Source organism: Streptomyces sp. NPDC007189 (assembly GCF_040703635.1).
Classification (GTDB): domain Bacteria; phylum Actinomycetota; class Actinomycetes; order Streptomycetales; family Streptomycetaceae; genus Streptomyces.
Map to the genome: position 1 here is coordinate 1 of NZ_JBEYEY010000043.1, position 21,381 is coordinate 21,381.

19 protein-coding genes are annotated in these 21,381 nt (G+C 68.5%); 4 read left to right on the forward strand and 15 right to left on the reverse strand.

The window, feature by feature from the left end; translation table 11 throughout:
• The coding region (locus tag AB0950_RS39300) for a maltotransferase domain-containing protein (protein ID WP_360162664.1) at nucleotides 1–1,034 on the reverse strand (1,034 nt) is incomplete at its 3' end.
• Between the two features lie 332 nt (nucleotides 1,035–1,366).
• Here AB0950_RS39300 and AB0950_RS39305 point away from each other — a divergent pair.
• Nucleotides 1,367–3,985 carry a glycosyltransferase family 1 protein gene (locus AB0950_RS39305; RefSeq protein WP_366780673.1) on the forward strand — a complete coding sequence of 873 codons (2,619 nt, stop codon included), beginning with the start codon at nucleotides 1,367–1,369 and terminating at the stop codon, nucleotides 3,983–3,985.
• A 98-nt stretch (nucleotides 3,986–4,083) separates the two neighbouring features.
• On the forward strand, nucleotides 4,084–4,647 hold the full coding sequence (locus AB0950_RS39310) for a dihydrofolate reductase family protein (protein ID WP_366780674.1): 564 nt from the start codon (nucleotides 4,084–4,086) through the stop codon (nucleotides 4,645–4,647).
• 33 nt (nucleotides 4,648–4,680) lie between these two features.
• Here the strand turns inward: AB0950_RS39310 and AB0950_RS39315 are convergent, their stop codons facing one another.
• Together AB0950_RS39315 and AB0950_RS39320 are read right to left on the reverse strand one after the other, a co-directional pair.
• Complete coding sequence (locus AB0950_RS39315) at nucleotides 4,681–4,869, reverse strand: DUF397 domain-containing protein (protein ID WP_360162670.1); 189 nt, start codon at nucleotides 4,867–4,869, stop codon at nucleotides 4,681–4,683.
• Between the two features lie 8 nt (nucleotides 4,870–4,877).
• Nucleotides 4,878–5,729 carry a helix-turn-helix transcriptional regulator gene (locus tag AB0950_RS39320; protein WP_366780675.1) on the reverse strand — a complete coding sequence of 284 codons (852 nt, stop codon included), beginning with the start codon at nucleotides 5,727–5,729 and terminating at the stop codon, nucleotides 4,878–4,880.
• A 205-nt stretch (nucleotides 5,730–5,934) separates the two neighbouring features.
• On the opposite strand from AB0950_RS39320, the gene AB0950_RS39325 reads away from it, so the two are divergent.
• Nucleotides 5,935–6,360 (forward strand): ATP-binding protein, encoded by a 426-nt coding sequence (locus AB0950_RS39325; RefSeq protein WP_366780691.1) that lies wholly within the window; start codon nucleotides 5,935–5,937, stop codon nucleotides 6,358–6,360.
• A 32-nt stretch (nucleotides 6,361–6,392) separates the two neighbouring features.
• A complete protein-coding gene (locus AB0950_RS39330) occupies nucleotides 6,393–7,301 on the forward strand; it encodes a hypothetical protein (RefSeq protein WP_366780676.1) in 909 nt (302 codons plus the stop codon).
• A gap of 281 nt (nucleotides 7,302–7,582) precedes the next feature.
• Here AB0950_RS39330 and AB0950_RS39335 read toward each other — a convergent pair whose 3' ends face one another.
• The 12 genes from AB0950_RS39335 to AB0950_RS39390 all read right to left on the reverse strand — a co-directional run.
• A complete protein-coding gene (locus AB0950_RS39335; protein WP_366780677.1) occupies nucleotides 7,583–7,897 on the reverse strand; it encodes a hypothetical protein in 315 nt (104 codons plus the stop codon).
• A gap of 8 nt (nucleotides 7,898–7,905) precedes the next feature.
• Entirely contained in the window at nucleotides 7,906–8,298 is a 393-nt protein-coding gene (locus tag AB0950_RS39340) for a hypothetical protein (protein WP_366780678.1), read from the reverse strand.
• Nucleotides 8,298–9,557 carry an amidase domain-containing protein gene (locus AB0950_RS39345; protein WP_366780679.1) on the reverse strand — a complete coding sequence of 420 codons (1,260 nt, stop codon included), beginning with the start codon at nucleotides 9,555–9,557 and terminating at the stop codon, nucleotides 8,298–8,300. Before AB0950_RS39345 ends, AB0950_RS39340 begins: the two co-directional genes overlap by 1 nt.
• A 2-nt stretch (nucleotides 9,558–9,559) precedes the next feature.
• A complete protein-coding gene (locus tag AB0950_RS39350; RefSeq protein WP_366780680.1) occupies nucleotides 9,560–10,009 on the reverse strand; it encodes a hypothetical protein in 450 nt (149 codons plus the stop codon).
• A gap of 132 nt (nucleotides 10,010–10,141) precedes the next feature.
• Nucleotides 10,142–11,398 carry a DUF1266 domain-containing protein gene (locus AB0950_RS39355; RefSeq protein WP_366780681.1) on the reverse strand — a complete coding sequence of 419 codons (1,257 nt, stop codon included), beginning with the start codon at nucleotides 11,396–11,398 and terminating at the stop codon, nucleotides 10,142–10,144.
• A 44-nt stretch (nucleotides 11,399–11,442) separates the two neighbouring features.
• A complete protein-coding gene (locus tag AB0950_RS39360) occupies nucleotides 11,443–11,841 on the reverse strand; it encodes a hypothetical protein (protein WP_366780682.1) in 399 nt (132 codons plus the stop codon).
• A gap of 18 nt (nucleotides 11,842–11,859) precedes the next feature.
• Complete coding sequence (locus AB0950_RS39365) at nucleotides 11,860–16,563, reverse strand: putative T7SS-secreted protein (RefSeq protein ID WP_366780684.1); 4,704 nt, start codon at nucleotides 16,561–16,563, stop codon at nucleotides 11,860–11,862.
• Entirely contained in the window at nucleotides 16,563–17,132 is a 570-nt protein-coding gene (locus AB0950_RS39370; RefSeq protein WP_366780685.1) for a hypothetical protein, read from the reverse strand. Before AB0950_RS39370 ends, AB0950_RS39365 begins: the two co-directional genes overlap by 1 nt.
• Nucleotides 17,129–17,725, reverse strand: a complete 597-nt coding sequence (locus AB0950_RS39375) for a hypothetical protein (RefSeq protein ID WP_366780686.1) — start codon at nucleotides 17,723–17,725, stop codon at nucleotides 17,129–17,131. Before AB0950_RS39375 ends, AB0950_RS39370 begins: the two co-directional genes overlap by 4 nt.
• 111 nt (nucleotides 17,726–17,836) lie before the next feature.
• Nucleotides 17,837–18,358, reverse strand: coding sequence for a DUF1990 domain-containing protein (locus tag AB0950_RS39380; protein ID WP_366780688.1), 522 nt, complete (start codon nucleotides 18,356–18,358; stop codon nucleotides 17,837–17,839).
• 71 nt (nucleotides 18,359–18,429) lie between these two features.
• The gene (locus AB0950_RS39385) at nucleotides 18,430–20,076 is read right to left on the reverse strand and encodes a M4 family metallopeptidase (RefSeq protein WP_366780689.1); all 1,647 of its coding nucleotides are present in this window, start codon (nucleotides 20,074–20,076) and stop codon (nucleotides 18,430–18,432) included.
• Nucleotides 20,077–20,320: 244 nt separating this feature from the next.
• Nucleotides 20,321–21,381: M4 family metallopeptidase (locus tag AB0950_RS39390; RefSeq protein ID WP_366780690.1), on the reverse strand; the 1,061-nt coding region annotated here is incomplete at its 5' end.

Genomic DNA, 21,381 nt, shown 5'->3' on the forward strand with positions numbered 1-21,381 from the left:
GGCTTCAGCCGGCGCGCGGCCGTGCGGAAGGTGCCGTGCGGCCGCTCGGCGGTGCCCTCGGAGCGGGGGAAGAACTCGTACCAGGAGCCGTACAGAGCCCGCTCCCGCTCCACCAGCAGCGGCAGGGGATCGGAGGCGGTGACCAGCTCCCGCAGCGGATGCCGGGCCAGCACGTCCGTCACCTCCGGCGCCAGCGCGGCCGCGAGCCGCCAGGCGGCCGGACGCTCCTCGTCCCGCAGGGCGCTCACGACGTCCAGGACCACCTGCCGCTCGGCGTCCGGCACCCCGGCGGCCGCGCGCTCGTACAGCCGGGCGCCCTCCTCCAGCACCAGCTCGGTGTCGATGCCCGCCGGGATCTTGATGCCGGCGTGGTGCCGCCAGGTGGCGACCGGATCCGACCAGGCCTCCACCGTGTAGGTCCAGCGGCCCGGTTCGCCCGCGGTGACGGTGGCGCCCCAGCGGTCGGTGCCCGGGGCCAGTTCGCGCATCGGCGTCCACGGCCCCGGCCGGCCGGCCGGGTCGCGCAGCACCACGTTCGCCGCGACGGCGTCGTGCCCCTCCCGGAAGACGGTGGCGGACACCTGGAACGACTCGCCGGTCACCGCCTTGGCCGGCCTGCGCCCGTGCTGCACCACGGGGCGCACGTCGAGGACGGGGATGCGGCCGAGGGTGGTGCCCGGGTGCCGGGGTACGGCGTCGCCCGGACCCGGCGAGGTCTCGGCGGAGCCGACGACGCCGGCGGCGGCCTTTACGGACTTCTTGCCCAGAGTTTTCCCAGCCGTTTTCCCGACCGCCTTCTTGACCGTCTTCGTTGCCGCCTTCTTGGCCGGTACGGCTTTCGTTGCCGTCTTCTTGGCCGGTTTCGCAGCCGTCTTCCCAGCCGTCTTCGAGGCTGTCTTCCTGGCCGCCTTCCTGGCTGGGTGGCCGACCGGTTCGCCGGCCGGTTTCTTCGCCGCCGACGGGGCCGCCGGCTCTGCCGCTGCCGTGTCCTTGCTGCTTGTCGGGGGTGATGACGAGTCGTGCGTGGCGGGCATGACCGCTCCTGTCCGCGTCAACGAGGGTGTGGGCGGATGGATGTGGGGAGGTGGGTCCTGCGGAGGTGCTGTGGGACGGCTGTGGGGTGTGTACCGGAGGAGCCTTCCCACCCGGTTCGGGTGGGCAATCCGGAACTTTGTTAACTACTCACGCGTACGTCCACCCGTAAGACCGGCCCCTTTTTACCGGGTGCCCGCCGACCGCCCCTTAACGCCCCGACACCCCCGCCGTGCGCGTCCCCACCGACCCCCGGGTAACAACTACCGTCGAAGGTGACGACGAGACGTACAGCGCCGTGCGTCTCACTCCGCAACGCGTCCGAGGTGGAAGTGTGAAGGCGATCCGTCGGTTCACCGTCCGTCCCGTTCTCCCCGAACCTCTCCGGCCGCTGAGCGACCTGGCGCGCAATCTGCGCTGGTCCTGGCATGCGGAAACGCGCGACCTGTTCCAGTCCGTCGACCCCGAGGCCTGGGCCGCGGCCGGGGCCGACCCGGTGCGCACCCTCGGCCGGGTGCGCCCCGCCCGGCTGGCCGAGCTGGCCGGGGACCGGCGCTTCCTGCGCCGCCTCGGCGCGGTCGCCGACGACCTCGACGACTATCTGACCGGCGACCGCTGGTACCAGACCCAGGCGGCCGGCATGCCCGCCGCCATCGCCTACTTCTCCCCGGAGTTCGGCATCACGGCCGCCCTGCCCCAGTACTCCGGAGGCCTCGGCATCCTCGCGGGCGACCACCTCAAGGCCGCCAGCGACCTCGGCGTACCCCTGATCGGCGTAGGCCTCCTCTACCGGCACGGGTACTTCCGGCAGACCCTGTCCCGCGACGGCTGGCAGCAGGAGCACTACCCGGTGCTCGACCCCAACGAGCTGCCCCTCACCCGGCTGAAGGAGCCCGACGGCACCCTGGCACAGGTCTCGCTCGCGCTGCCCGGCGGCAAGGCACTGCACGCCCGGATCTGGCTGGCCCAGGTGGGCCGGGTACCGCTGCTGCTGCTCGACTCGGACGTGGAGGAGAACGACCTCGGCGAACGCGGCGTGACCGACCGGCTCTACGGCGGCGGCAGCGAGCACCGGCTGTTGCAGGAGATGCTGCTCGGGATAGGAGGGGTCCGGGCGGTACGGACGTACTGCCGGCTGACCGGGCACCCCGAGCCGGAGGTGTTCCACACCAACGAGGGGCACGCGGGCTTCCTCGGCCTGGAGCGCATCGCCGAACTGTGCGCGCGGGGGCTGGACTTCGACTCGGCCCTGGAGGCGGTGCGCGGCGGCACCGTCTTCACCACCCACACCCCCGTCCCGGCCGGCATCGACCGCTTCGACCGGGAACTGGTCGCCCGGCACTTCGGCGCGGACGCCGAACTCCCCGGCATCGACGTGCAGCGGATCCTGACGCTCGGCATGGAGACGTACCCGGGCGGCGAGCCCAACCTGTTCAACATGGCCGTGATGGGCCTGCGGCTGGCCCAGCGCGCGAACGGGGTCTCCCTGCTGCACGGCCAGGTCAGCCGGGAGATGTTCGCGGGCCTGTGGCCGGGATTCGACCCCGAGGAGGTGCCGATCACCTCCGTGACCAACGGGGTGCACGCCCCGACCTGGGTGGCCCCGGAGGTGCTGCGCCTCGGCGCCCGCCAGGTCGGTTCCGAGCGGGCCGAGGACGCGCTGACCGTCGGCGGCACCGACCGCTGGGACTCGGTCGCGGAGATCGACGACCAGGAGATCTGGGAACTGCGCCGCACCCTGCGCGAACAGCTGGTGCAGGAGGTACGGGAGCGGCTGCGGGCGTCCTGGCGGCAACGCGGCGCCGGAGACGCCGAGTTGGGCTGGATCGACGGGGTGCTGGACCCGGACGTCCTGACGATCGGCTTCGCGCGCAGGGTCCCGTCGTACAAGCGCCTGACGCTGATGCTCCGCGACCGCGACCGCCTGATGGAGCTGCTGCTGCACCCTGACCACCCGATCCAGATCGTGGTCGCGGGCAAGGCGCACCCCGCGGACGACAGCGGCAAGCGCCTGGTGCAGGAACTGGTCCGCTTCGCCGACGACCCCCGGGTGCGCCACCGCATCGTCTTCCTCCCCGACTACGGCATGGCGATGGCGCAGAAGCTCTACCCCGGCTGCGACGTCTGGCTGAACAACCCCCTGCGCCCGCTGGAGGCCTGCGGCACGAGCGGCATGAAGGCGGCCCTGAACGGCTGCCTGAACCTCTCCGTGCTGGACGGCTGGTGGGACGAATGGTTCCAGCCGGACTTCGGCTGGGCCATCCCGACGGCGGACGGCGCGGGCACCGACCAGGACCGCCGCGACGACATCGAGGCGGCGGCCCTGTACGACCTGCTGGAGCAACGGGTGACCCCGCGCTTCTACGAGCGGGGCCGGGCAGGCCTGCCCGACCGCTGGATCCAGATGGTCCGCCAGACCCTCACCCTGCTCGGCCCCAAGGTGCTGGCCGGCCGCATGGTCCGCGAGTACGTCGACCGCCTCTACGTCCCCGCCGCCCAGGCCCACCGCGCGCTGACCCCCGACACCGCGAGCGACCTGGCCGCCTGGAAGGCCCGGGTGCGCGCGGCCTGGTCCGCGGTGAGCGTCGACCACGTGGAGACGACGGCACCGACGGCCACGGCGGAACTGGGGTCGACGGTGGGCCTGCGGGTCCGGGTGGCCCTCGGCTCGTTGTCCCCCGACGACGTCGAGGTCCAGGCGGTGTCGGGCAGGGTGGACGCGGAGGACCGCATCACGGACGCGACGGTGGTCCCCCTGAAACCGACGGGAGCCCCCGACCTGGAGGGCCGCCTGCTGTACGAGGGCCCCCTGTCCCTGGACCGCACGGGCCCCTACGGCTACACGGTCCGCATCCTCCCGGCCCACCGCTTGCTGGCGTCGAGTGCGGAGATGGGGCTGGTGGCGGTGCCGTCGGAGGACGGGGTGGAGGGGGCGGGGGTGTTGCTGCGGTAGGCCGGGCGCGGCGGGTCCTCGGAGCCGCCGCGCACCGCAACCGTAAGTCGTCGTGCCGAAGGCACTGGAGCCGTACCCGCTACCGCGGAGGACTGCCGATGCGCAGCGTGACCTATTCGATGAGCGTCTCACTCGACGGCTACGTCGTCGGTCCGGACGGCGGCTTCGACTGGACGGTGCCCGACGAGGAGGTCTTCCGCCTCGCCACCGACGAGGTGCGAGAGCTCGGCGTCCACCTGATGGGACGACGGCTGTACGAGACGATGCTGTACTGGGAGACCGCCGACCAGAATCCATCGCTCGACTTCTCCACGCTCGAGTTCGCCGCGATCTGGAAGCGGCTGCCCAAGGTGGTGTTCTCCACCACGCTGTCGGCGGTCCAGGGCCATGCCCGTCTGGCCTCCGGCGGCCTGGCGGAGGAGATCGAGCGGTTGCGAGCCGAGCCGGGGGAGGGCCACATCGCGATCGGCGGCGCGACTCTCGCCGCCGAGGTGGCCGCGCTGGGTCTGATCGACGAGTACCGGGCCAGGGTCCACCCGGTGTTGGTCGGCGGCGGCATCCCGTTCTTCCCCCAGCACGAGCGCCGGGTGGACCTCGAACTGGCCGAGACCCGCACCTTCGACTCGGGAGTCGTGTATCTCCGGTACCGGGTGGTGCGTTAGCCGGCTCCTCCGCCGAGCTTTAGGAGGCCCACGCTACGGCGTCTTCTTCAGAGCGTCGATGAAGAGGGCGAAGGATCCGGCCGGGACGGTGAGGGGGCCGACGGCTGGGTTCTTGGAGTCGCGGACGGATATGCGGGTGGGCGTGGGGGCGATTTCCACGCAGTTGTTGCCGTCGCCGCCACCGGAGTAGGACGACTTCCGCCAGTTGCCGGGGGTGGTCATGGTGGGTCTCACAGTTCCTTGGCCAGTCTGTGGATGAAGTCACGCGCACGGGTGGGGTCGAGCGAAGCTGCTTCTACTCTACGAAAGAGCGTTCGCATGACCGCGAGTTGAGCCTCGGAATCGATGAAGCCGGTCCCGTGCGGGGCGTCTCGAGCGGCCGTGTCCAGCCTGGGTACGGCACCTCCCGCAAGCATCATGGGGCTCCACGTCCCACCGAAGCCGTCGAGGTCGAAGGGAATGACGCGGACGGTGATGTGCTCCGCCTCCGAGAGTTCCAGGATGCGGGTGAGCTGGGCTCGTGAGGTGGTGCGATCACCAACCCTGATGCGGAGCGCCGCCTCGTGGATGATCGCTTCGTACGGGACAGGGCCAGGGCGTTCGAGGACGGCCTTGCGTTGCATCCGGTGGCGAACGCGCAGCTCCAACTCGTCCTCTGGGAGTTCGGGGACCCTGGAGGAGAACGCCGCCCGGGCGTAGTCCTCCGTCTGGAGAAGTCCGGGAATGAACAGAAACTCCACGTCACGTCGATATGTCGAGTGATGCTCCAACTCGGCGAGGTCCAGGAAGGGGGTGGGCAGCAGCTCCCGGTACTGCTCCCACCAGCCCCGGGTGCGGTCAGTTGCCATGGCCACCAGGGCGTTGATCAACTCCTCATCAGTGCAGGAGTAGTTCGCGGCCATGCGACGTAGCCGCTTCTCACTCACACCCGCCAGTCCGGACTCGATCTGGCTGATCTGCGGAGCAGTCACCCCGAGCAGTGCTGCTGCTTCTCGCGAGGCGAGGCCGGCCGCGTCTCGGAGTCTGCGCAGTTCGATGGCCAGACGCATCTGACGCGCCGTTGGCTCTGTCCTCTTAGCCATCGACTGGTCCTCTCAACATGCCTGGCTGCGTGACTCGTTCGGGGCCAGATTACGCGACCAGCTTGCGAGATCTAAATAATTCCCCCTACTGTCGGTCACGCAACGGCCACGCAGCGGAAGCGCACCGCTCCGTCCTGTCATGACGGCTGCGGCAGGCCACCGCGCACCAATCCCCACTCACTCACCGGAGTTGATACGCATGCCCATGCCCGAAACCGAGCCCACCGAGTCCTGGGACTACACCCTCTACATCCCCAACGACCTCAGAGCGGTGACGGTGTGCCGCCGCACGCTGCGCCTGATTCTTACGGTGCACGGTCTGATCGGTCTGGTGGACACCGCCGAGCTGCTGGCGGCGGAGCTGGTGTCCAACGCCGTACGGCATACGAAGGGGCCGGCCGCGCTCAGGGTGCGCCGTACGCCGGAGGGGATGGTGTGGATCGGGGCCTGGGACACGGACCCCGCCCCGCCGGACCCGCCGCGCCCGCTGGAACAGGTGGCCGCGCTGGAGCTGGAGGACGGGCGGGGGCTTGGGCTGGTCAAGGCGTGCGCGGACTACTGGGGGTGGCAGCCGACGGCGCGGTTCGGGGACCGCGGAAAGTTCGTGTGGTGCGAACTTGCGGCGGCCTAGCTCGTTGATCAACGCGATGGAAAGGAGAGCTGATGGTCGGCTCGTCGCATGAGGCGCTGCACCGGATCTTCCAGAAGGATCCGACGCTGCTGACAAAGGCGTTACAGAAGGTGCTGCACGTGCCCTTCCCCGAACCGAGGGAGATCGCGGCGCTGAACATCGACCTCACCGAGATCGAACCGGTCGAGCGCCGGGTGGACACCCTGTTGCGGGCGGAGACGGACGAGGGCACGTATCTGCTGGTGGTGGAGTCACAAGGGAAGGTGGACGAGCGTAAACGCGGCAGCTGGCCCTACTACCTCTCCTACCTGTATGAGAAGTACCGCTGCGAGCCGGTCCTCATCGTCATCACCCAGAGCAGCTCTACGGCGAGGTGGGCGTCGCGTCCGATCCGGCTCGGCTTCCCGGGCTGGGAGTCGCTGACGGTACGGCCTCTGGTTCTGGGCCCGGACAACGTCCCCGTGATCGCGGACGAGCGGCAGGCCGAGAAGGACGTCCCTCTTGCGGTGCTGTCGGCCATGACACACGGGCGTGGACCGCAGGCTGCGGCCATACTGGAATCCCTGGCCGCCGCCCTGCGGACCATCGATCCGGACAGTGCCGCTGTCTTCGTGCAGTTCGTCGACTCCTGCCTGGCCGATGCCCAGGCGAAGCAGATGTGGAGGGATTTGATGACGGCGATCCAGTACTTCTGGCGACACCCGCTGGCCGAACAGGTACGCGAGGAAGGCCGGGAAGAAGGCCTGGAACAAGGCTTGGAGCAGGGCCGCATTCAGGACCGCCAGGAGATGACCCTGCGCATCCTGGAATGGCGCGGCATCCCCGTGCCCGACTCCGTCCGTGAGCGCGTGACGAATTGCACCGACCTCGACCAGCTGGAGGTCTGGGCTCAGCGGGCGGTCCACGCCTCGCAGGCGGCGGAGTTGTTCGCCGACGAGTGAGCAAGTGGCCGTTGGGCCGCTCGCTTCCTCGTCAGTGTCCTGCGTCCGCGAGGTGCGTCAAGGGCGCTCCGCGTCGCCTCCGGCGATGGCCCTCCGGGCCACCCTTGACCCACCTCTCTCCAGCACGGGGGAGAAGCGAGCGTGCGGCCCGGAAGAGCGGTGACCATGATCGGTACCCGGCCCGAGGGTAACGGGGCAGGCGCTGTCGGCAGAGAGGGCGCGGTCGCGTCTCCCACGCACGCCGGGCGGGTTCGGCGGCTTGCGATGGTCACGTGCGGAGTTCAAAAGCGGTCGTAGGTGTCGCAGGCCATGGCCGTGATGATGGATCCCTTAGCCAGTTCCTCAACGCCCTCGCCCGAGAGGAGAACCTTGGCGGTGTGGGGTGGTTCCAGGAGGTCTACTGGCTTTTCGTAGCGAAGAATGCGATCTAGTGTCATGTGTGACCGGCCGCTGCTGCGATGAGCGGCGGAAACGTACGTGAATCGCTGCCCGGTGCGTGCGGTGCCTCCGACACATCGAACGATGCATACGGCGGCTCCCTCGGGCTTTTCTTCCACCGAGTAGATCTGCAGCCTGGCCGGCTGAAGTGCATCCATGGCTGAGGCTACGGCGCGAAGAGGCCCAGGCCCGAGCAGTCGTCGCCGCCGGACGGGTCCGGGGTGTACAGCCAGTAGACGGTCATGAGGAGGACGAACGCCAGCAGCATGCCGAGTACCGCTGACACCGCTGCGATTCCGCGCCGTTCGCTGCGGGGCAGGGCCGCGAAGGCCACCACCGCCGCGACGGCGCACGCGAGGCCGGCCCAGGACGTGATGTACATGCGGGCCGAGGGGCCCAGGTACCGGCAGTTCTGGAAGGTGTCGGAGGCCCAGGCCAGGCGCGCGGCCAGCAGCACGGCGGAGACGGCCGTCAGGACGGGGACGAGCAGCGCGCGCCGGCGCCGGGTGGCGGAGCCCGTGGACGGGGCGGGGGAGGGCGCGTGGAGGGGTGGTGTCATCAGTACCAGTCCGGGTTGGGGCGGACGAACCGCAGGTGTTGTGCGCCTTCTCGCTTCTCTGTGGCGCTGAGGCGCCCCTCCAGACTGACGTTCTGGTTGGGGTCGCTGTGCTGGGTGTACTTGATCTCGCCGTCCGGCATCACCGCGGTGACGATCGCCGCATGATGGGTGTTGCCCTTCTCGATGTGGTCGTTCGGGCCCGCCTGCTCGTAGTAGATGATGTCACCCGGCTTCACCTCGGACGGCGGGACCTCCTGGCCGCCGTGCCTGAGCATGAAGTTCTGGTTGTTCTCGGCGGCGGCCCAGGTGTTGGAGTACGCGAGCCGCTTGTCGACCTCGTCGATGCCGGTCCGGTTGCCGATCATCCATGTGTCGTCGTCGCTGGTTCCCCAGATCGACGTCTTCTCCTTCATGCCCGCGGCATGCAGGGCGTTGGAGACGAAGTTGGTGCAGTTGTTTCCGAAGTCGGTGGGGTCGCCCTTGTCCCAGTTGTCGAGGGCGTACTGGACCAGCTTGACCCGGTCGTACTTGCCGTTGCCGCGCAGGTCGCGCTGGACGTCGGGCGGTATGCCGTCCAGGTTGGCGATCAGAACGGGCTCGGCCAGCATCATGTCCTTGCGCTGCTGGGCCGTCAGACCGTCCCACCACTGCCGTACGGTCGCCGGGTCCTGGCCGACCGGGACGTCGGCGGCCAGCATCTGCATCTCGACGCGCGAGGCGTGCGTCTGGAGTTCGTTGAGCGCCTTGTCGGGATCCGTGAGGCCTGTCTGGTCCGCGAGTTTGGCGAATTCGGTCGCGGCCAGTTTGTCCGCGGTGGTCACCTGCTGCACGGCCTGGTTGACGAGATCCAGCACCTGCGTCCGGTAGGGGCCGAGATCCTCGGCCTCCGTACGGCTGTGCACGGGCGGACCGGTGACCGTACCGTCGGTGTTGATGGTCAGGCCGTACTTGGCGGCGAGTTCGTTTGCCTCGCGCATGGTGCTCTGGGCGGTCTCGATGGCGGTGGTCACGCCCTCGATGACCATCTTGACCGAGAGCAGGATGTCGGAGGCCGCCTCCAGTTGATTGGCCAGCTTCTCGAACTTGCCCGCAGCGGCCTTTCCGACCTCGTCGGTCCAGTTGTCGGCCAGGGGCTTCACGCCGAGGTCGCGCAGGTCCTTCGCCGAGGTGAGCGCGTACTTGGCCAGCGACTCCCAGTCCTCGCCGGCCGTCTTCCACTTCTTGGGGAGGGCGTTCTGGACGCCTTCGTAGGAGACCACGCTCAGGCCTTCCCCAGATCCTTGACGGCCGCGTGCAGCCGTGCCTCGGCCTCGGCGTCCGCGCTGTCGTAACCGTTGGCGGAGTCCTTCAACTTGGCGCTCAGGTCACCGAGTTGCTTGGCGAGCGACACCATGTGCTCTTCCCAGTTCAGCGCGCACACCTTGAGCTGGACCGGGCTCAGCCAGCCGTTCCCGAAGTGGGCCCCGTACACCTCGTCGCTCGTGTCCAGGGAGTGGCTCAGTCGCCGCATGGCCTGGCGCGACAAGGTCTCGGTGTCGTCGGCGGCGCCGTGCACACCCTTGGTCTTGATGTCGATGTCGGGGCGGCCTCCGCCGCCGGCGCCTGCGTCGGGCACATGGTTCAGACGCATGTGCGCCGCTGGTCCGGCTTCCCCGTTCTGACGCCGCTGCGCGGCCTCGGCTTTCAGCTGCTCCCACTCGTCCCACGCCATGGACGTGTGCCTCCCCCGTGTGTGCCAAACCCTGCGAACCTAGCAGACACTGATAGCAAACACGTCAACGTACGGTGGGCGCCTTGGGTGAGTCATGAAGATTCCGGGTGCCTTGCAAGAAGTGGTCTGCTGTCAGCGGAACGGAATGGTGAGCCAGGGGCTGTCGGGGTCGGACAGCAGGATCTGGTGCGCGCTGACCATGTCCTCGTACCAGGGGCCGAATTCCTCCTCGTCGAAATGGAGGGAGCGGCCGAGGATGTAGCCGGTGGAGAAGTCGCGCCACGATTTGTACGACAGGGCTGCGGCGCGGCCGGCCTGGATGACGGTGGACTCGGCTTCTTTGAGCGTTCCGAACCGGGCTCCGAGCCCCCACCGGGCCATCTTCGAGGCGCGGCCGAGGTCCCAGGCGTCGACGGAGGAGACGTACCCGTTCTCGTCGAGCACGCCGTCGGCGCGCATGCGGGCCTCGTAGCGGGTGATGCGCCCGATGAGCCGGTGCACGCCCTCGATCCGGGCCTGGACCTCGGACTCGGGCCGGGGGTCTGTCTTCGTGACGCCTTCTTCGCTGACGATGACCGATCCTTCGGAGTTCGCCCGGACGACGTTGGCGGCGGCCTGCTTCAAGTAGCCCACGTCGACGTAACCGCCGAAGTCCCGGGCGATGGTCCGGCGCAGGCGGAGGGCGAAGTCCCAGACAGAGCTGTGCTGTTCGCAGGCGAGCAGGTCGCAGAGGTAGTACTGCCACTCCTCGCGGCTGGTGATGCCCCACCACTCGCGGAGTCGGTTGCGCTCACCCGGGTATCCCGTGCCGTGCCAGGCCATGGCGTTCCAGAAGGAGCCGTTGTGGACGCACAGCAGCGCGCCGCAGGCGAGGCCGTGGGCGACGGGGCCCTGGAGGGGGCCGCCGAAGCGGAGGGTGCGCAGCTGCAGCGAACGCTTCCGGGGGGAGGCCTGTTGCCCGTACTGGGCCCAGGCCGACGAGTGCGGGGGCGCGGAGGGGAGGAACGCCTCGCACGGGCTGCCCGGGTTGACGACGATCTGGGGTGGGTCGGTCGGCTGCCACACCTTGGGGAACCACTCGAGGTACTTCCAGTCGAAGACACGGTGGGGCTCCGGTGCGGGGAGCATGCCCTCGGTGTACACGGCCCAGATCCGGCCGCCGGCGACGCGCGGATCGTGCCCGAAGACGACGTGCGTGGCACTGGGCGTGGCATCCGCCTTGTCCTTCTGTATCTCGAAGAACAGCCTGCACTGCGCGAGCGTCCCGAAGTACGCCGCCCAGTCCTCACGCCGCTTGGCCTCGAACAACGCCTGCTCGATCTGCGACGGTGGTGTCCAGGCGGGGGCTGCCGCAGCCTCGAATCCAGCGGGTGGCGGACCGAACGACATGAGACTCGCTGACCTCTCTTTTCTGTTCTTGTACTGTGCTTGGCTTAGCTTTCCGGGACCGGGATCTGCTGGAGATGCAGGATGATCTGCTCGAAATCAGACAGCGCCTTGAGGCAAAACTCCTGGTCGTGGATGTTGATGGAGTGGACGACGTCTGCGAAAGCCGGGCTGTCAAGTCTCTGGGCTTCCCGCAAAATTCGACTCGGCAGTAGGACCCAGTTCTTCCTGCTTCTGTCGAGATCCCATTCGAGTTCGGTCGGAACTTCTCTTACCGCATTCTCGATATATTGTGCAATTCCTGTCGGGGGTGATGTGTAACGCCACCCCATGTATGGCACTTGGTGGTAATCATACACATTGTTGTATTCTTCGGGAAGCTTGAACCAGGCGAGTTCTCCAAACCGGCTGAGGGCTTGCATGGCTGCAGTGATCCGGGTCGCCATGTTAATTTCACTCCTGTTCTACCAGAGAGGACCGGAGTACCCCCCATCCCTGATGATCAGTTTCTTTCCTGGGTTGGAGAGTCGGATGGCCCGCTCATAGTCTCCGTAGGGTATTGGGTCGCGACTCATTGCCGGATCGTATACGTACCTCCCGTCAGTATAGACGTCGTGATAGCGATAAGCAGTCAGGTCCTGGCCCATTCTCTCGGGTATCACGATCTGGGCGCTATTATGTGTCGTAAAGTTAATTATTTTGCCCTCTCCTCCTGTCTCGCGGAGGATGTATTCAGCCACTTCTGAACAGTCTATATTTCCACCGATCGGTGCAGACCTCATGGCGTTTGTTGCTGCATCGCTGGGCGGATAGTTTGGGTTCGGGTCCCTGAAGTCGAATGTTCCTCGTGGTTCTTCTCCAGGGGGGCAGTCAGGAGCAAGTCCGAGTGAATCGGAGTGCGCCTGAGGGTTATAGACATAAGTGGCAGGGTTGGGGGTGGGGACAAGACCGAGAGGGTCGGGGGAGACGTAACGAGCCGTTTCCGGGTCGTAATAGCGGAAGTAGTTGTAGTGGAGGCCCGTCTCGGGGTCGTAGTACTGGCCTGGGAAGCGTAGGGGGGTGTACGTGGTGCTGTTCGCCGACCATGCCGTCGTTCCCCACAAGGTGCTTCTGGTGCGCCAGGCGATGTCGCCCTGTTCGTCTATGAGTTCGTTCGGGGTGCCGACCAGGTCGGTGACGATGGCGAAGAAGCGGGAATCGATCTCCTCTTGGGGCGCGTCGGCCGCGGTGATGCGTTCCGTTTGGGTCAGGGGGCGCAGGCCCTGGTGGTCCCAGGTGAGGGTGACCGGGTTGGGGAGGTCGGAAGAGGTTGTGGTCTGTTCGCAGAGGGTGGTGCCGTCCCAGGTGAAGTCCACCCGTTCCAGGACCGTTTCGCCGTCGGCCGCCATGCGGAGTTTTGCCGTGCGGCGGCCCAGGGGGTCGTAGGTGTAGCGCCAGCGGGTGCCGTCCGGTGTCGTCACCGACGTGAGGCGGTCCTCGGCGTCCCATTCGTAGTGCCAGGTGTCCGGCTTTCTCGACAGGCGGGTTTTCTGGCGGAGGGTGATGCGGCCGAGCGCGTCGTGTTCGTAGCGGACGTTGCCGGCTCGGGTGATGCGGGTGCCCACGTAGGTGCGTGGGCCCGTTGCCTCACTGCCAGGGTGGTCCGACGGCCAAGACGCCTGGGTCTGGTTGCCGGCCTCGTCGTAGGCGTAGCGCTCTGTCCAGTTCGCCGCGTGGACCGTCGTCACCCGGCCCGTCGCGTCCAGGTCGAAGCGGCGGGTGCCGTTCAGGTGGTCCTGGATGCCGATCACGTTGCCGTCGGCTCGGTAGGTGTATGCCCTGCTCTGCAGCAGGCGGCCTTCAGCGCCCGTCACCGACTGGGTGGTCAGGCGGCCCAGCGTGTCGAAGGTGTGCTCGAGAGTGATCGTTTCGGCTATGTGACGGGTCAGTTCGCGGCCCGCTTCGTCGTACGTGAAGTCGATCGCCCGGCCGGACGCCACCATGTTCGTGCGGTGGCCTGCCGCGTCGTACGACCAGGTGGAGACCGCGCCGGTCGGGGTGGTGCGGCCCGTGCGGCGGCCCAGGGTGTCGTACGTGTACGTCACCGTGCGGTCGCCCACCGTCTCCGAGACGAGGCGGCCGTAGCGGTCGCGCAGCAGGGTCAGGGTGGTGCCGTCCGGGCCTGTGGCCTGGGCGAGTTGGTCCGTGAAGTCGTAGGCGTACGTCGTCACCTGGCCTGCCGCGTTCTTGCGGAGCACCTGGCCCAGTTCGTTTCGTTCGAAGGACGTCACCTGGCCGAGGGCGTTGCGGCGGGAGAGCAGGCGGCCTGCGGCGTCGTAGTCGTAGGTGAGTGTGCGGTCGTCGAAGTCCTTCTCCGACAGCAGGCGGCCGGCCGGGTCGTACGTGTACTCCCAGGTCAGGCCCTGCGGATTGGTGACCTTGGTCAGGCGGAGTTCCGCGTCGTGGGCGAACTCGTAGCGGACGCCGTCCGGGCCTGTGCGGGCCGTCAGCAGGTCGAAGTGGGTGTACTCGAAGTACGAGACGCCGCCCAAAGTATCCGTGTGGCTGGTGCAGTTGCCCTCGCCGTCGTACGTCCACGTCTCCGTCGTGCCGTCGGGGGCCGTGCGGCGGGTCAGGTGGCCTTCTAGCGACCATTCCAGGCGAGTTGTCGCGCCGGTGGGGTCGGTGATCGTGGTCGGGCGACCGAGGGCGTCTCGTTCGTAGCGGGTCACCGCGCCGAGCGGGTCCGTCACCTGCACGGGCAGGCCCGCGCGGTCGCAGACCACCGTGCTCGTGTGACCGAGAGGGTCGGTCACGGACGTCAGGTGACCGGCCTCGTTGTACGTGAACCGGGTCGTCTGGCCCGCCGGGTCCGTCACCGAAGTGCGGTTGCCCCGGTCGTCGTAGGTCTGGCGGATGACGGTGCCGTCGGGGTTGATCACTTTCACCGGCAGACCGAGCGCGTTGTACTCCGCCCGGGCTTCGCGGCCGTCCGGGCGGACCAGGCGGGTGAGGTTGCCCGCCTCGTCGTACTCGAAGGTCGTCGTGTGACCCAGCGGGTTCGTCGTGGAGAGCAGGCGGTGGTGGCGGTCGCGGACGTAGCGGGTCGTCGCGCCCAGGGCGTCTGTCTCCGCGACGACCTGCCAGGCGTCGTTGACCAGGTAGTGGCGGGTGTGGCCCTCGCCGGTCGTGGCCGTCGTGGTGCGCAGGCCTGTCGTGGGGTCCGGACCCTCGTAGGCCAGGCGCAGGGTCATGTGGCCGGCCGAGCCGCCCTCGGCGACGCAGCGGTCCTGCTCGTCGTACTCGTAGCTGTAGCTGCGGTCGTTCGTGTCCGTCCAGGACGTGACCCTGCCTCGGTCGTCGTAGGTGAAGCGGAGAGGCAGGGCGGAGGAGTTGAAGACCTCGGTGAGGTTGCCGTCCGTGTAGGCGAAGCGTTTCAGTTCCTCGCCGGTCGCGGCCAGGTAATACGCCGTGATGCGGCCCGCGTCCGTGGTAATGCGGACGCCCTGGCCAGAGCCGGCGAACACGCCCACAGGGGTGCCCTCGGCGTCGTACTCGAAGGTGATCCAGTTGCCGTTGCGGTCGTCTATCTGTTCCAGGACCGCCAGGCTGTCGCCCCGGTCGGCGAAGTGCCGCACCTGACCCGTTTGCGGGTCGGTGATGGTGTAGCCGCCGTCCACCCGGTCCAGGGGCAGGCGCGGGCCGTGGCTCGCCACGGTGGGCACGCCCGGTGCCGGGTGCGGGTACGACAGGAGGAGGCCGTCCTCCGTGACGTAGACGACTCCCTCGGCGTCGATCTCCAGGCGCTGGTCCAGGGTGGAGGACCAGGAGGGGCCGAACCAGCGGCCGAGGTGGTAGCCCGATTCGACGCGCCGCTTGAGGAGCAGGGGCAGTACGCCGGGCAGGGTGACGTCCGTCTGCGGCAGGTACATCTTGCCGGTGGCGAGGTTGATCGGGTCGGTGCCGCCGTTCTCCGTGCTGTTCTCGTCGTGCGAGGACTGCGGCGGGTCCTCGTTCACCGTGTCCCGGGGGGTCTTCCCGGCCGCCGCTTCCTCCGCGCCTTCCGCGCCCTTCACCCCGTCTTCCGCGACCCGGGCCCCGTCGACCGCGGCTTCTTCCGCGCCGGCTTCCGGGATGAGGAACTGGGGGGCGAGTTCGCCGCCGACCCCGCCGGGGTCCTGCAGGAAGGAGTTCCACAGCTTGTCGCGGGTCTCGGTCGGGTGGGTGAGCATGTGGACCGCGCCGCCCAGCAACTCCACCTTCGCCTGGAGGGCTTCATAGGGGTGGGTGAGGGCGTAGGGGTCGAGAGGGTTGGCGTTGCGCAGCAGGTTGTTCAGGTCGCCGACCCCGCGGACGAAGCCGCCGAAGAACCGCATGTCCTCCGTCTTGGCCGCATCCAGCACATCCGCGCCGTCCAGCTTCAGCTGGTTCAGCGCCGACGGCTCCCGGGGGGCGTGTTTCAGGGCGGCCTTGACCCGGTCGGCGGCCTCCGCGGCCAGCTGGTTGCGCTGGCGTCGGGCGGCGGCAAGCATCTGCTCGGCCGCGTGCCTGGCCGCATCCCCCGGATCCTGCTCCGACGGTTTCGGGCCGGGGTCCTTGCCGCCCTGCTCCACCGCATCGTGGTAGGCCTGCACCTGCTTGTGGTGGGCCTTGGAAGCGGCAGTGCCCTCCCGGTACTTCGCCACCGCCTCCCGTGCCTGGCCCTGGGCCCACTCCACCGTGTGCGCGAAGCCCTCCAGCGCCGAAGCGGCCTGACCGCACGCATCAGCGGCCTGACTCCACTTGACCTGATGCGAGGCGAACTTCTTGCGGAAGGTGTCGGCCGCCTCACCCTTGAAGTCCGACGAATCGAGCTTCTGCATCCCGGAGGCCACCGCGCCGAAAGCTGCGGCGAAGTTCTTCAGATGCCCCGCCGTCTCGCGCAGCTTCGCCGCGTCGCCGTGGATCAGCTCCTTCGGATCGTCGCTCTCGCCCAGCTGCTGCTCGTCCACGTGCGCGCCCAGCTTGGACGCGACGTTGTCGCCCCAGTCGTCGAGCTTGTCCGCCGTCCCGTGCGCACCGACGAAGTCCAGCGCGTTTCCCAGACCGTGGGCGCCTTCGTCGACGAGGTGTCCGGTCTCCCGCTTCACACCGTCGTAACCCGACTTGAGCGAACCCACCACATGGTTGAACTTGCTGGTGAACGACATCAGTTACCACCAGCCACATCACGCACGACAGGCGTGACCGGGTCGCCCGGCACACTCTCGCTCGTCTCCACGTCGTGCAGCATGCCCGTGCCGGTCTTCTTCACCGACTGCACCAGGTTCTCGCGGTCCTTCGCCCCGTACCCCGTCGTCGCGCCCGCGTGGTTGATCTGGTCCCAGCTCTCCTTCGCCACCTGGTCGTTGGAGGCGAAGGGGTCACCGGCGACAGAGTTGTAGGCGACCTTCATCGAACCCTTCACGTACTCATCCGTCTGATGGAAGGTGCCGGCCGCCAGCCCCATCCCCTGCGCCAGCGCGTTGCCCTCCTCCACCAGCGCACGCACCCCCCACTGCCAGCGCTCACAGAATTCGTGCAGCACCGCACCGAGGTGGTCGTCCCCGGCATCCTTGCCATCCATCTCCAACGACGTGAAGCCCCGGCCCGCTCCCGCCCAGCCCTTCATCGTGCCCAGCGCATCCAGCTCACCCAGGGCCTTGTTGATGCCCTCGGCCATCAAAGCCAGCCCCTGCACCCGCAGATCCGGCTGCCCGCCCCCGCCCGGCGTCGTCACGACCGTCCCCCTTCAGTTCCCAACTCCGTCGCCGCGTGCGGCCGGTCCACGGCGACCGCCTCCGGCACGATCCCCGTCACCGGCGGCAACACCAGCCCCCGCTCCCCGTCACCCGCATCCACCAACACCCCGCACGGCAACCCCGCCGCCCCCGCCACCGCAGCCACACCCGCGTCCAGCACCGCCGCACCCCACACCATCCGGTACGGCCAGCGTCGGTCGCTCTCCCCGCGCGCCCTCGCATACCGAGCGAGCGCCCACTCGTCGGTGAACGCCAGCAGCCACCGCACCCCCTGCAACTCCACCGTCAGAGCAGCGCCGCTGTCCCCATACGGGACGAGGACGCGACGGCGCCGGAACTGGCCCAGCGCAGCAGCGAACTCACGCCGCCTGCGAGCGACCGCGTCCGTATCGGGGAGCGCGGCCTGGGCGGCTGGAGTAAAGGAAAGTGAATGCTCTGGCAAAGACGGGGTGTTCGGACTGTTCGGTGCGGGTGCCGGTGTGCTCTCGTGCCCCGCCATATCCACGTACTCCGACAGCCGTGACCTGCGTATACCTCCGGACAGGCCGGCGTCACCCCCGTGTTCAGCCATACGCCGGATCATCACATTCGAGTGTTGCCGAGAGCAACGCGGCAGGGCGGTCGGCGCACGGGTTGGCGGGAATCCGACCCCTGCCGCCAAACAGCCCCCCGCAGGGGCGTGTCAGGCCTCGGACAGCCCCTCGCAGAGCCTGCGCAGGACCGTTCCGCAGCGGCGTGCGTACGCGTGCTGGAAGCCGCGGGTCGCCGGGCCGCCCGCCTTCGCGTACCACTTGGCCGGTTTGCTGAAGGCGGCGACCGTCAGCCAGACCGTGCCGTCGCCCGTGCGGTCGACCACGAAGGCCTCCTCGCCGCACTCGGGGTGGCTTTGAAGGGTGCCGTAGGCCCAGCCGGCGCGGCGGGGTTCCTCCACCGTCCAGACGATGCGGCAGGGGGCCTTGACGAACCCGGCCAGGGTGACCGTGACGTCGACGCCGGGGGCCGCGCGGTCGGCGGCGGCGTCGATGCCCACGCCCAGGGCGCGGTGCATCTCCCAGGTGAGGACCGCCTCGGCGGCCCGCTGGAACACCTTGTGGCCCTCGCCGAGCCGGGTGCGGACCAGCATGGGGTGGAAGCCGGGCGGGCAGAACGACAGGTCGTCGCGGGTCGCGCCGACCGGCTCGTAGGTGAAGGGCGCCGAGGACATGGGTCACAAGGGTAGGGCGGCACCCGGAAGGGGTTTCTCCCGGGTGCCGCCCCGCCTCGGTTACGTCCGCACTAGTTGACGTTGACCGCCGACCAGGCCGCCGCCACCGTGTTGTACTCGGTGCTGCCGGAGCCGTACAGGGCGGACGCCGCGTTCAGGGTCGCCGTACGGGCGGCCTTGTAGTTCGTCGTCGACGTCATGTACGTCGTCAGCGCCTTGTACCAGATCTGCAGCGCCTTGGCGCGGCCGATGCCGGTGACCTTGGAGCCGTTGGACGTGGGCGAGTTGTACGTCACCCCGTTGATCGTCTTCGAACCGCTGCCCTCCGACAGGAGGTAGAAGAAGTGGTTCGCGACGCCCGACGAGTAGTGGACGTCCAGGTTGCCCACCGACGAGGACCAGGAGTCGGCGCTGCCGCCGTCCTTGCTGGGCTTGTCCATGTAGCGCAGCGGGGTGCCGTCGCCGTTGATGTTGATCTTCTCGCCGATGAGGTAGTCACCGGGGTCCGAGGCGTTGTTGGCGTAGAACTCCACGCCGGTGCCCATGATGTCGCTGGTGGCCTCGTTCAGACCGCCGGACTCGCCGCTGTAGTTGAGGCCCGCGGTGTTGGAGGTGACGCCGTGGCTCATCTCGTGCCCGGCGACGTCCAGCGAGGTCAGCGGGTCGCTGTTGCCGGAGCCGTCGCCGTAGGTCATGCAGAAGCAGCTGTCGTCCCAGAAGGCGTTCACGTACGAGTTGCCGTAGTGGACGCGGGAGTAGGCGCCGACGCCGTCGTTCTTGATGCCGCTGCGGCCGAAGGTGTTCTTGTAGAAGTCCCAGGTCTCCTGCGCGCCGTAGGCGGCGTCGGCGGCCGCGGTCTGGTCGGAGGAGGAGCTGGAGGCGGTGCCGGTGCCGAAGGTGCTGGTCGAGTTGGTGACCAGGGTGCCGGTGCCGGAGGTCTTGCGGGCCAGGTTGTACGTCTTGTGGCCGCCGCGCGTGGTGTCGTACAGCTGGTACGTCGACCCGGACAGGTTGACGTTGAGGCTGACGGTGCCGGAGTACAGGGTCTTGCCGGTGCCGGTCGCGTTCTCGATGCCCTGGTACTCGAAGAGCTTCTTGCCGGTGGCGGCGTCGGTGATGACGTGCAGCTGGTTCGGGGTGCCGTCGTCCTGCAGGCCGCCGACGACGGTCTCGTAGGCGAGGACGGGCTTGCCGGAGCCGGCCCAGATCACCTTGCGGGCGCCGTCGGCCGCGGACTTGGCCGAGCCCAGGGTCTTCGCGGCGGACACCGCCTGCTTCTCGGCCTTGGCGGCGGAGATCTGCGGCTTGAGCGAGGCCACCTTGACGGCCGCCTTGGTCGCCTTGGTGACGCCCTCCGTCTTGCCCGACTTGGCGGTGTGGACGACGAGGTCGCCGCCGAGCACCGGCAGGCCCGCGTAGGTGCGCTCGTAACGGGTGTGCACGGTGCCGTCGTTGTCCCTGACGACGTCCTTGACGATCAGCTGCTCCTTGGCGCCGAGGCCCAGCTGCCGCGCGGTGTCGGCGGCTCCGGCCTGCGCCTTCTGTATCAGGGCGGTGCGGGCGGCCGCGGACAGGGAGGTGGGCGCGGCGGCGAGGGCCTGGGTGCTGCCGGCGGCGGTGGCCGTCGTGGTCAGACCGGTGGAGAGCAGGGCTCCGGCGGCGACGGCGGTGGCGATGGCCAGAGTGGTGCGCTTGTGGCGCGCGTAGAGGGGAGTCACGCAAGCTCCTTCAGGTGGGGGAGTCCGGGCCAGCGTGGGGTTACTGGCCGGAGTGTGGGGTGAAGCTGAAGCTGTGCGGCGGGTGAGGGAAGAGTGACATTAAGGGCGCGTACATGTCAGGACCCTCAAGTGATGTTGGCCGAAAGTCGACTGTCCGGGAAACGTTGCGGGCGTGTTAACCGGTGCCGTCCGGGAATACCGGACGCTCGGACTGCGCCCTGTTTCCGGGCCTTTCGCAGTCGATTTACGGGAACGTCAGCTTCCAGCCGTTGATCGTTCCGGTGTCGTAGGTGGCCTGATCCTGCACCCTCAACGTCCACGTTCCGTCGGCCGGTTCGGCGGACGCGTCGACCGTGTAGGTCTGCTTGACGTCGTCCGCCGAGTCGGAGGAACTGAAGCTCTTCAGGCGGTGGGCGGTGCCCGACGGGCCGACGAGGTCGATCACCAGGTCACCCCGCCAGGAGTGGCTGATGTCGACGCCGACCCGGAGGTTGGCCGGCGCGTTCCCGCTCCTGCCGGAGACCGTGATGGTGGAGGTGACGGCCGGTCCGTTGTCCGGGATGGCCACCGGGGTGCTGCTCTCGTACGTCGTGCCGCCGCCCCCGCCACCCCCTCCGCCGTCGGAACGCGAACCGACCGCCACGGCCGCCCAGGCGTCCTGCACCGCCTTGTACTCGGCGCTGGAGGCGCCGTACAGCTCGCCGGCCGCCGCGAGGGTGCCGGTGCGGGCATCGGCGTAGCCGGTGGTGGAGGTGAACTTGGTGGTCAGCGCCCGGTACCAGATCTGCAGCGCCTTGTCCCGGCCGATGCCGGTGACCGGAAGGCCGTCCGCCGTGGGCGAGTCGTAGCTGACGCCGTTGATCACCTTGGCGCCGCTGCCCTCGCTCAGCAGGTAGAAGAAGTGGTTGGCGACGCCGGAGGAGTAGTGCACGTCGAGGTCGCCGACGCCGTCGTACCAGCTGTCCGCCGACGAGCCGTCCTTGCTGGGCTTGTCCATGTAGCGCAGCGGGGTGCCGTCGCCGTTGATGTCGATCTTCTCGCCGATGAGGTAGTCACCGGGGTCGGAGCTGTTGTTGGCGTAGAACTCCACGCCGGTGCCCATGATGTCGCTGGTGGCTTCGTTCAGGCCGCCGGACTCGCCGCTGTACTCCAGGCCCGCGGTGTTGGAGGTGACGCCGTGGCTCATCTCGTGCCCGGCGACGTCGAGCGCGGTCAGCGGGTCGTTGTTGCCGGAGCCGTCGCCGTAGGTCATGCAGAAGCAGCTGTCGTCCCAGAAGGCGTTCACGTACGCATTGCCGTAGTGGA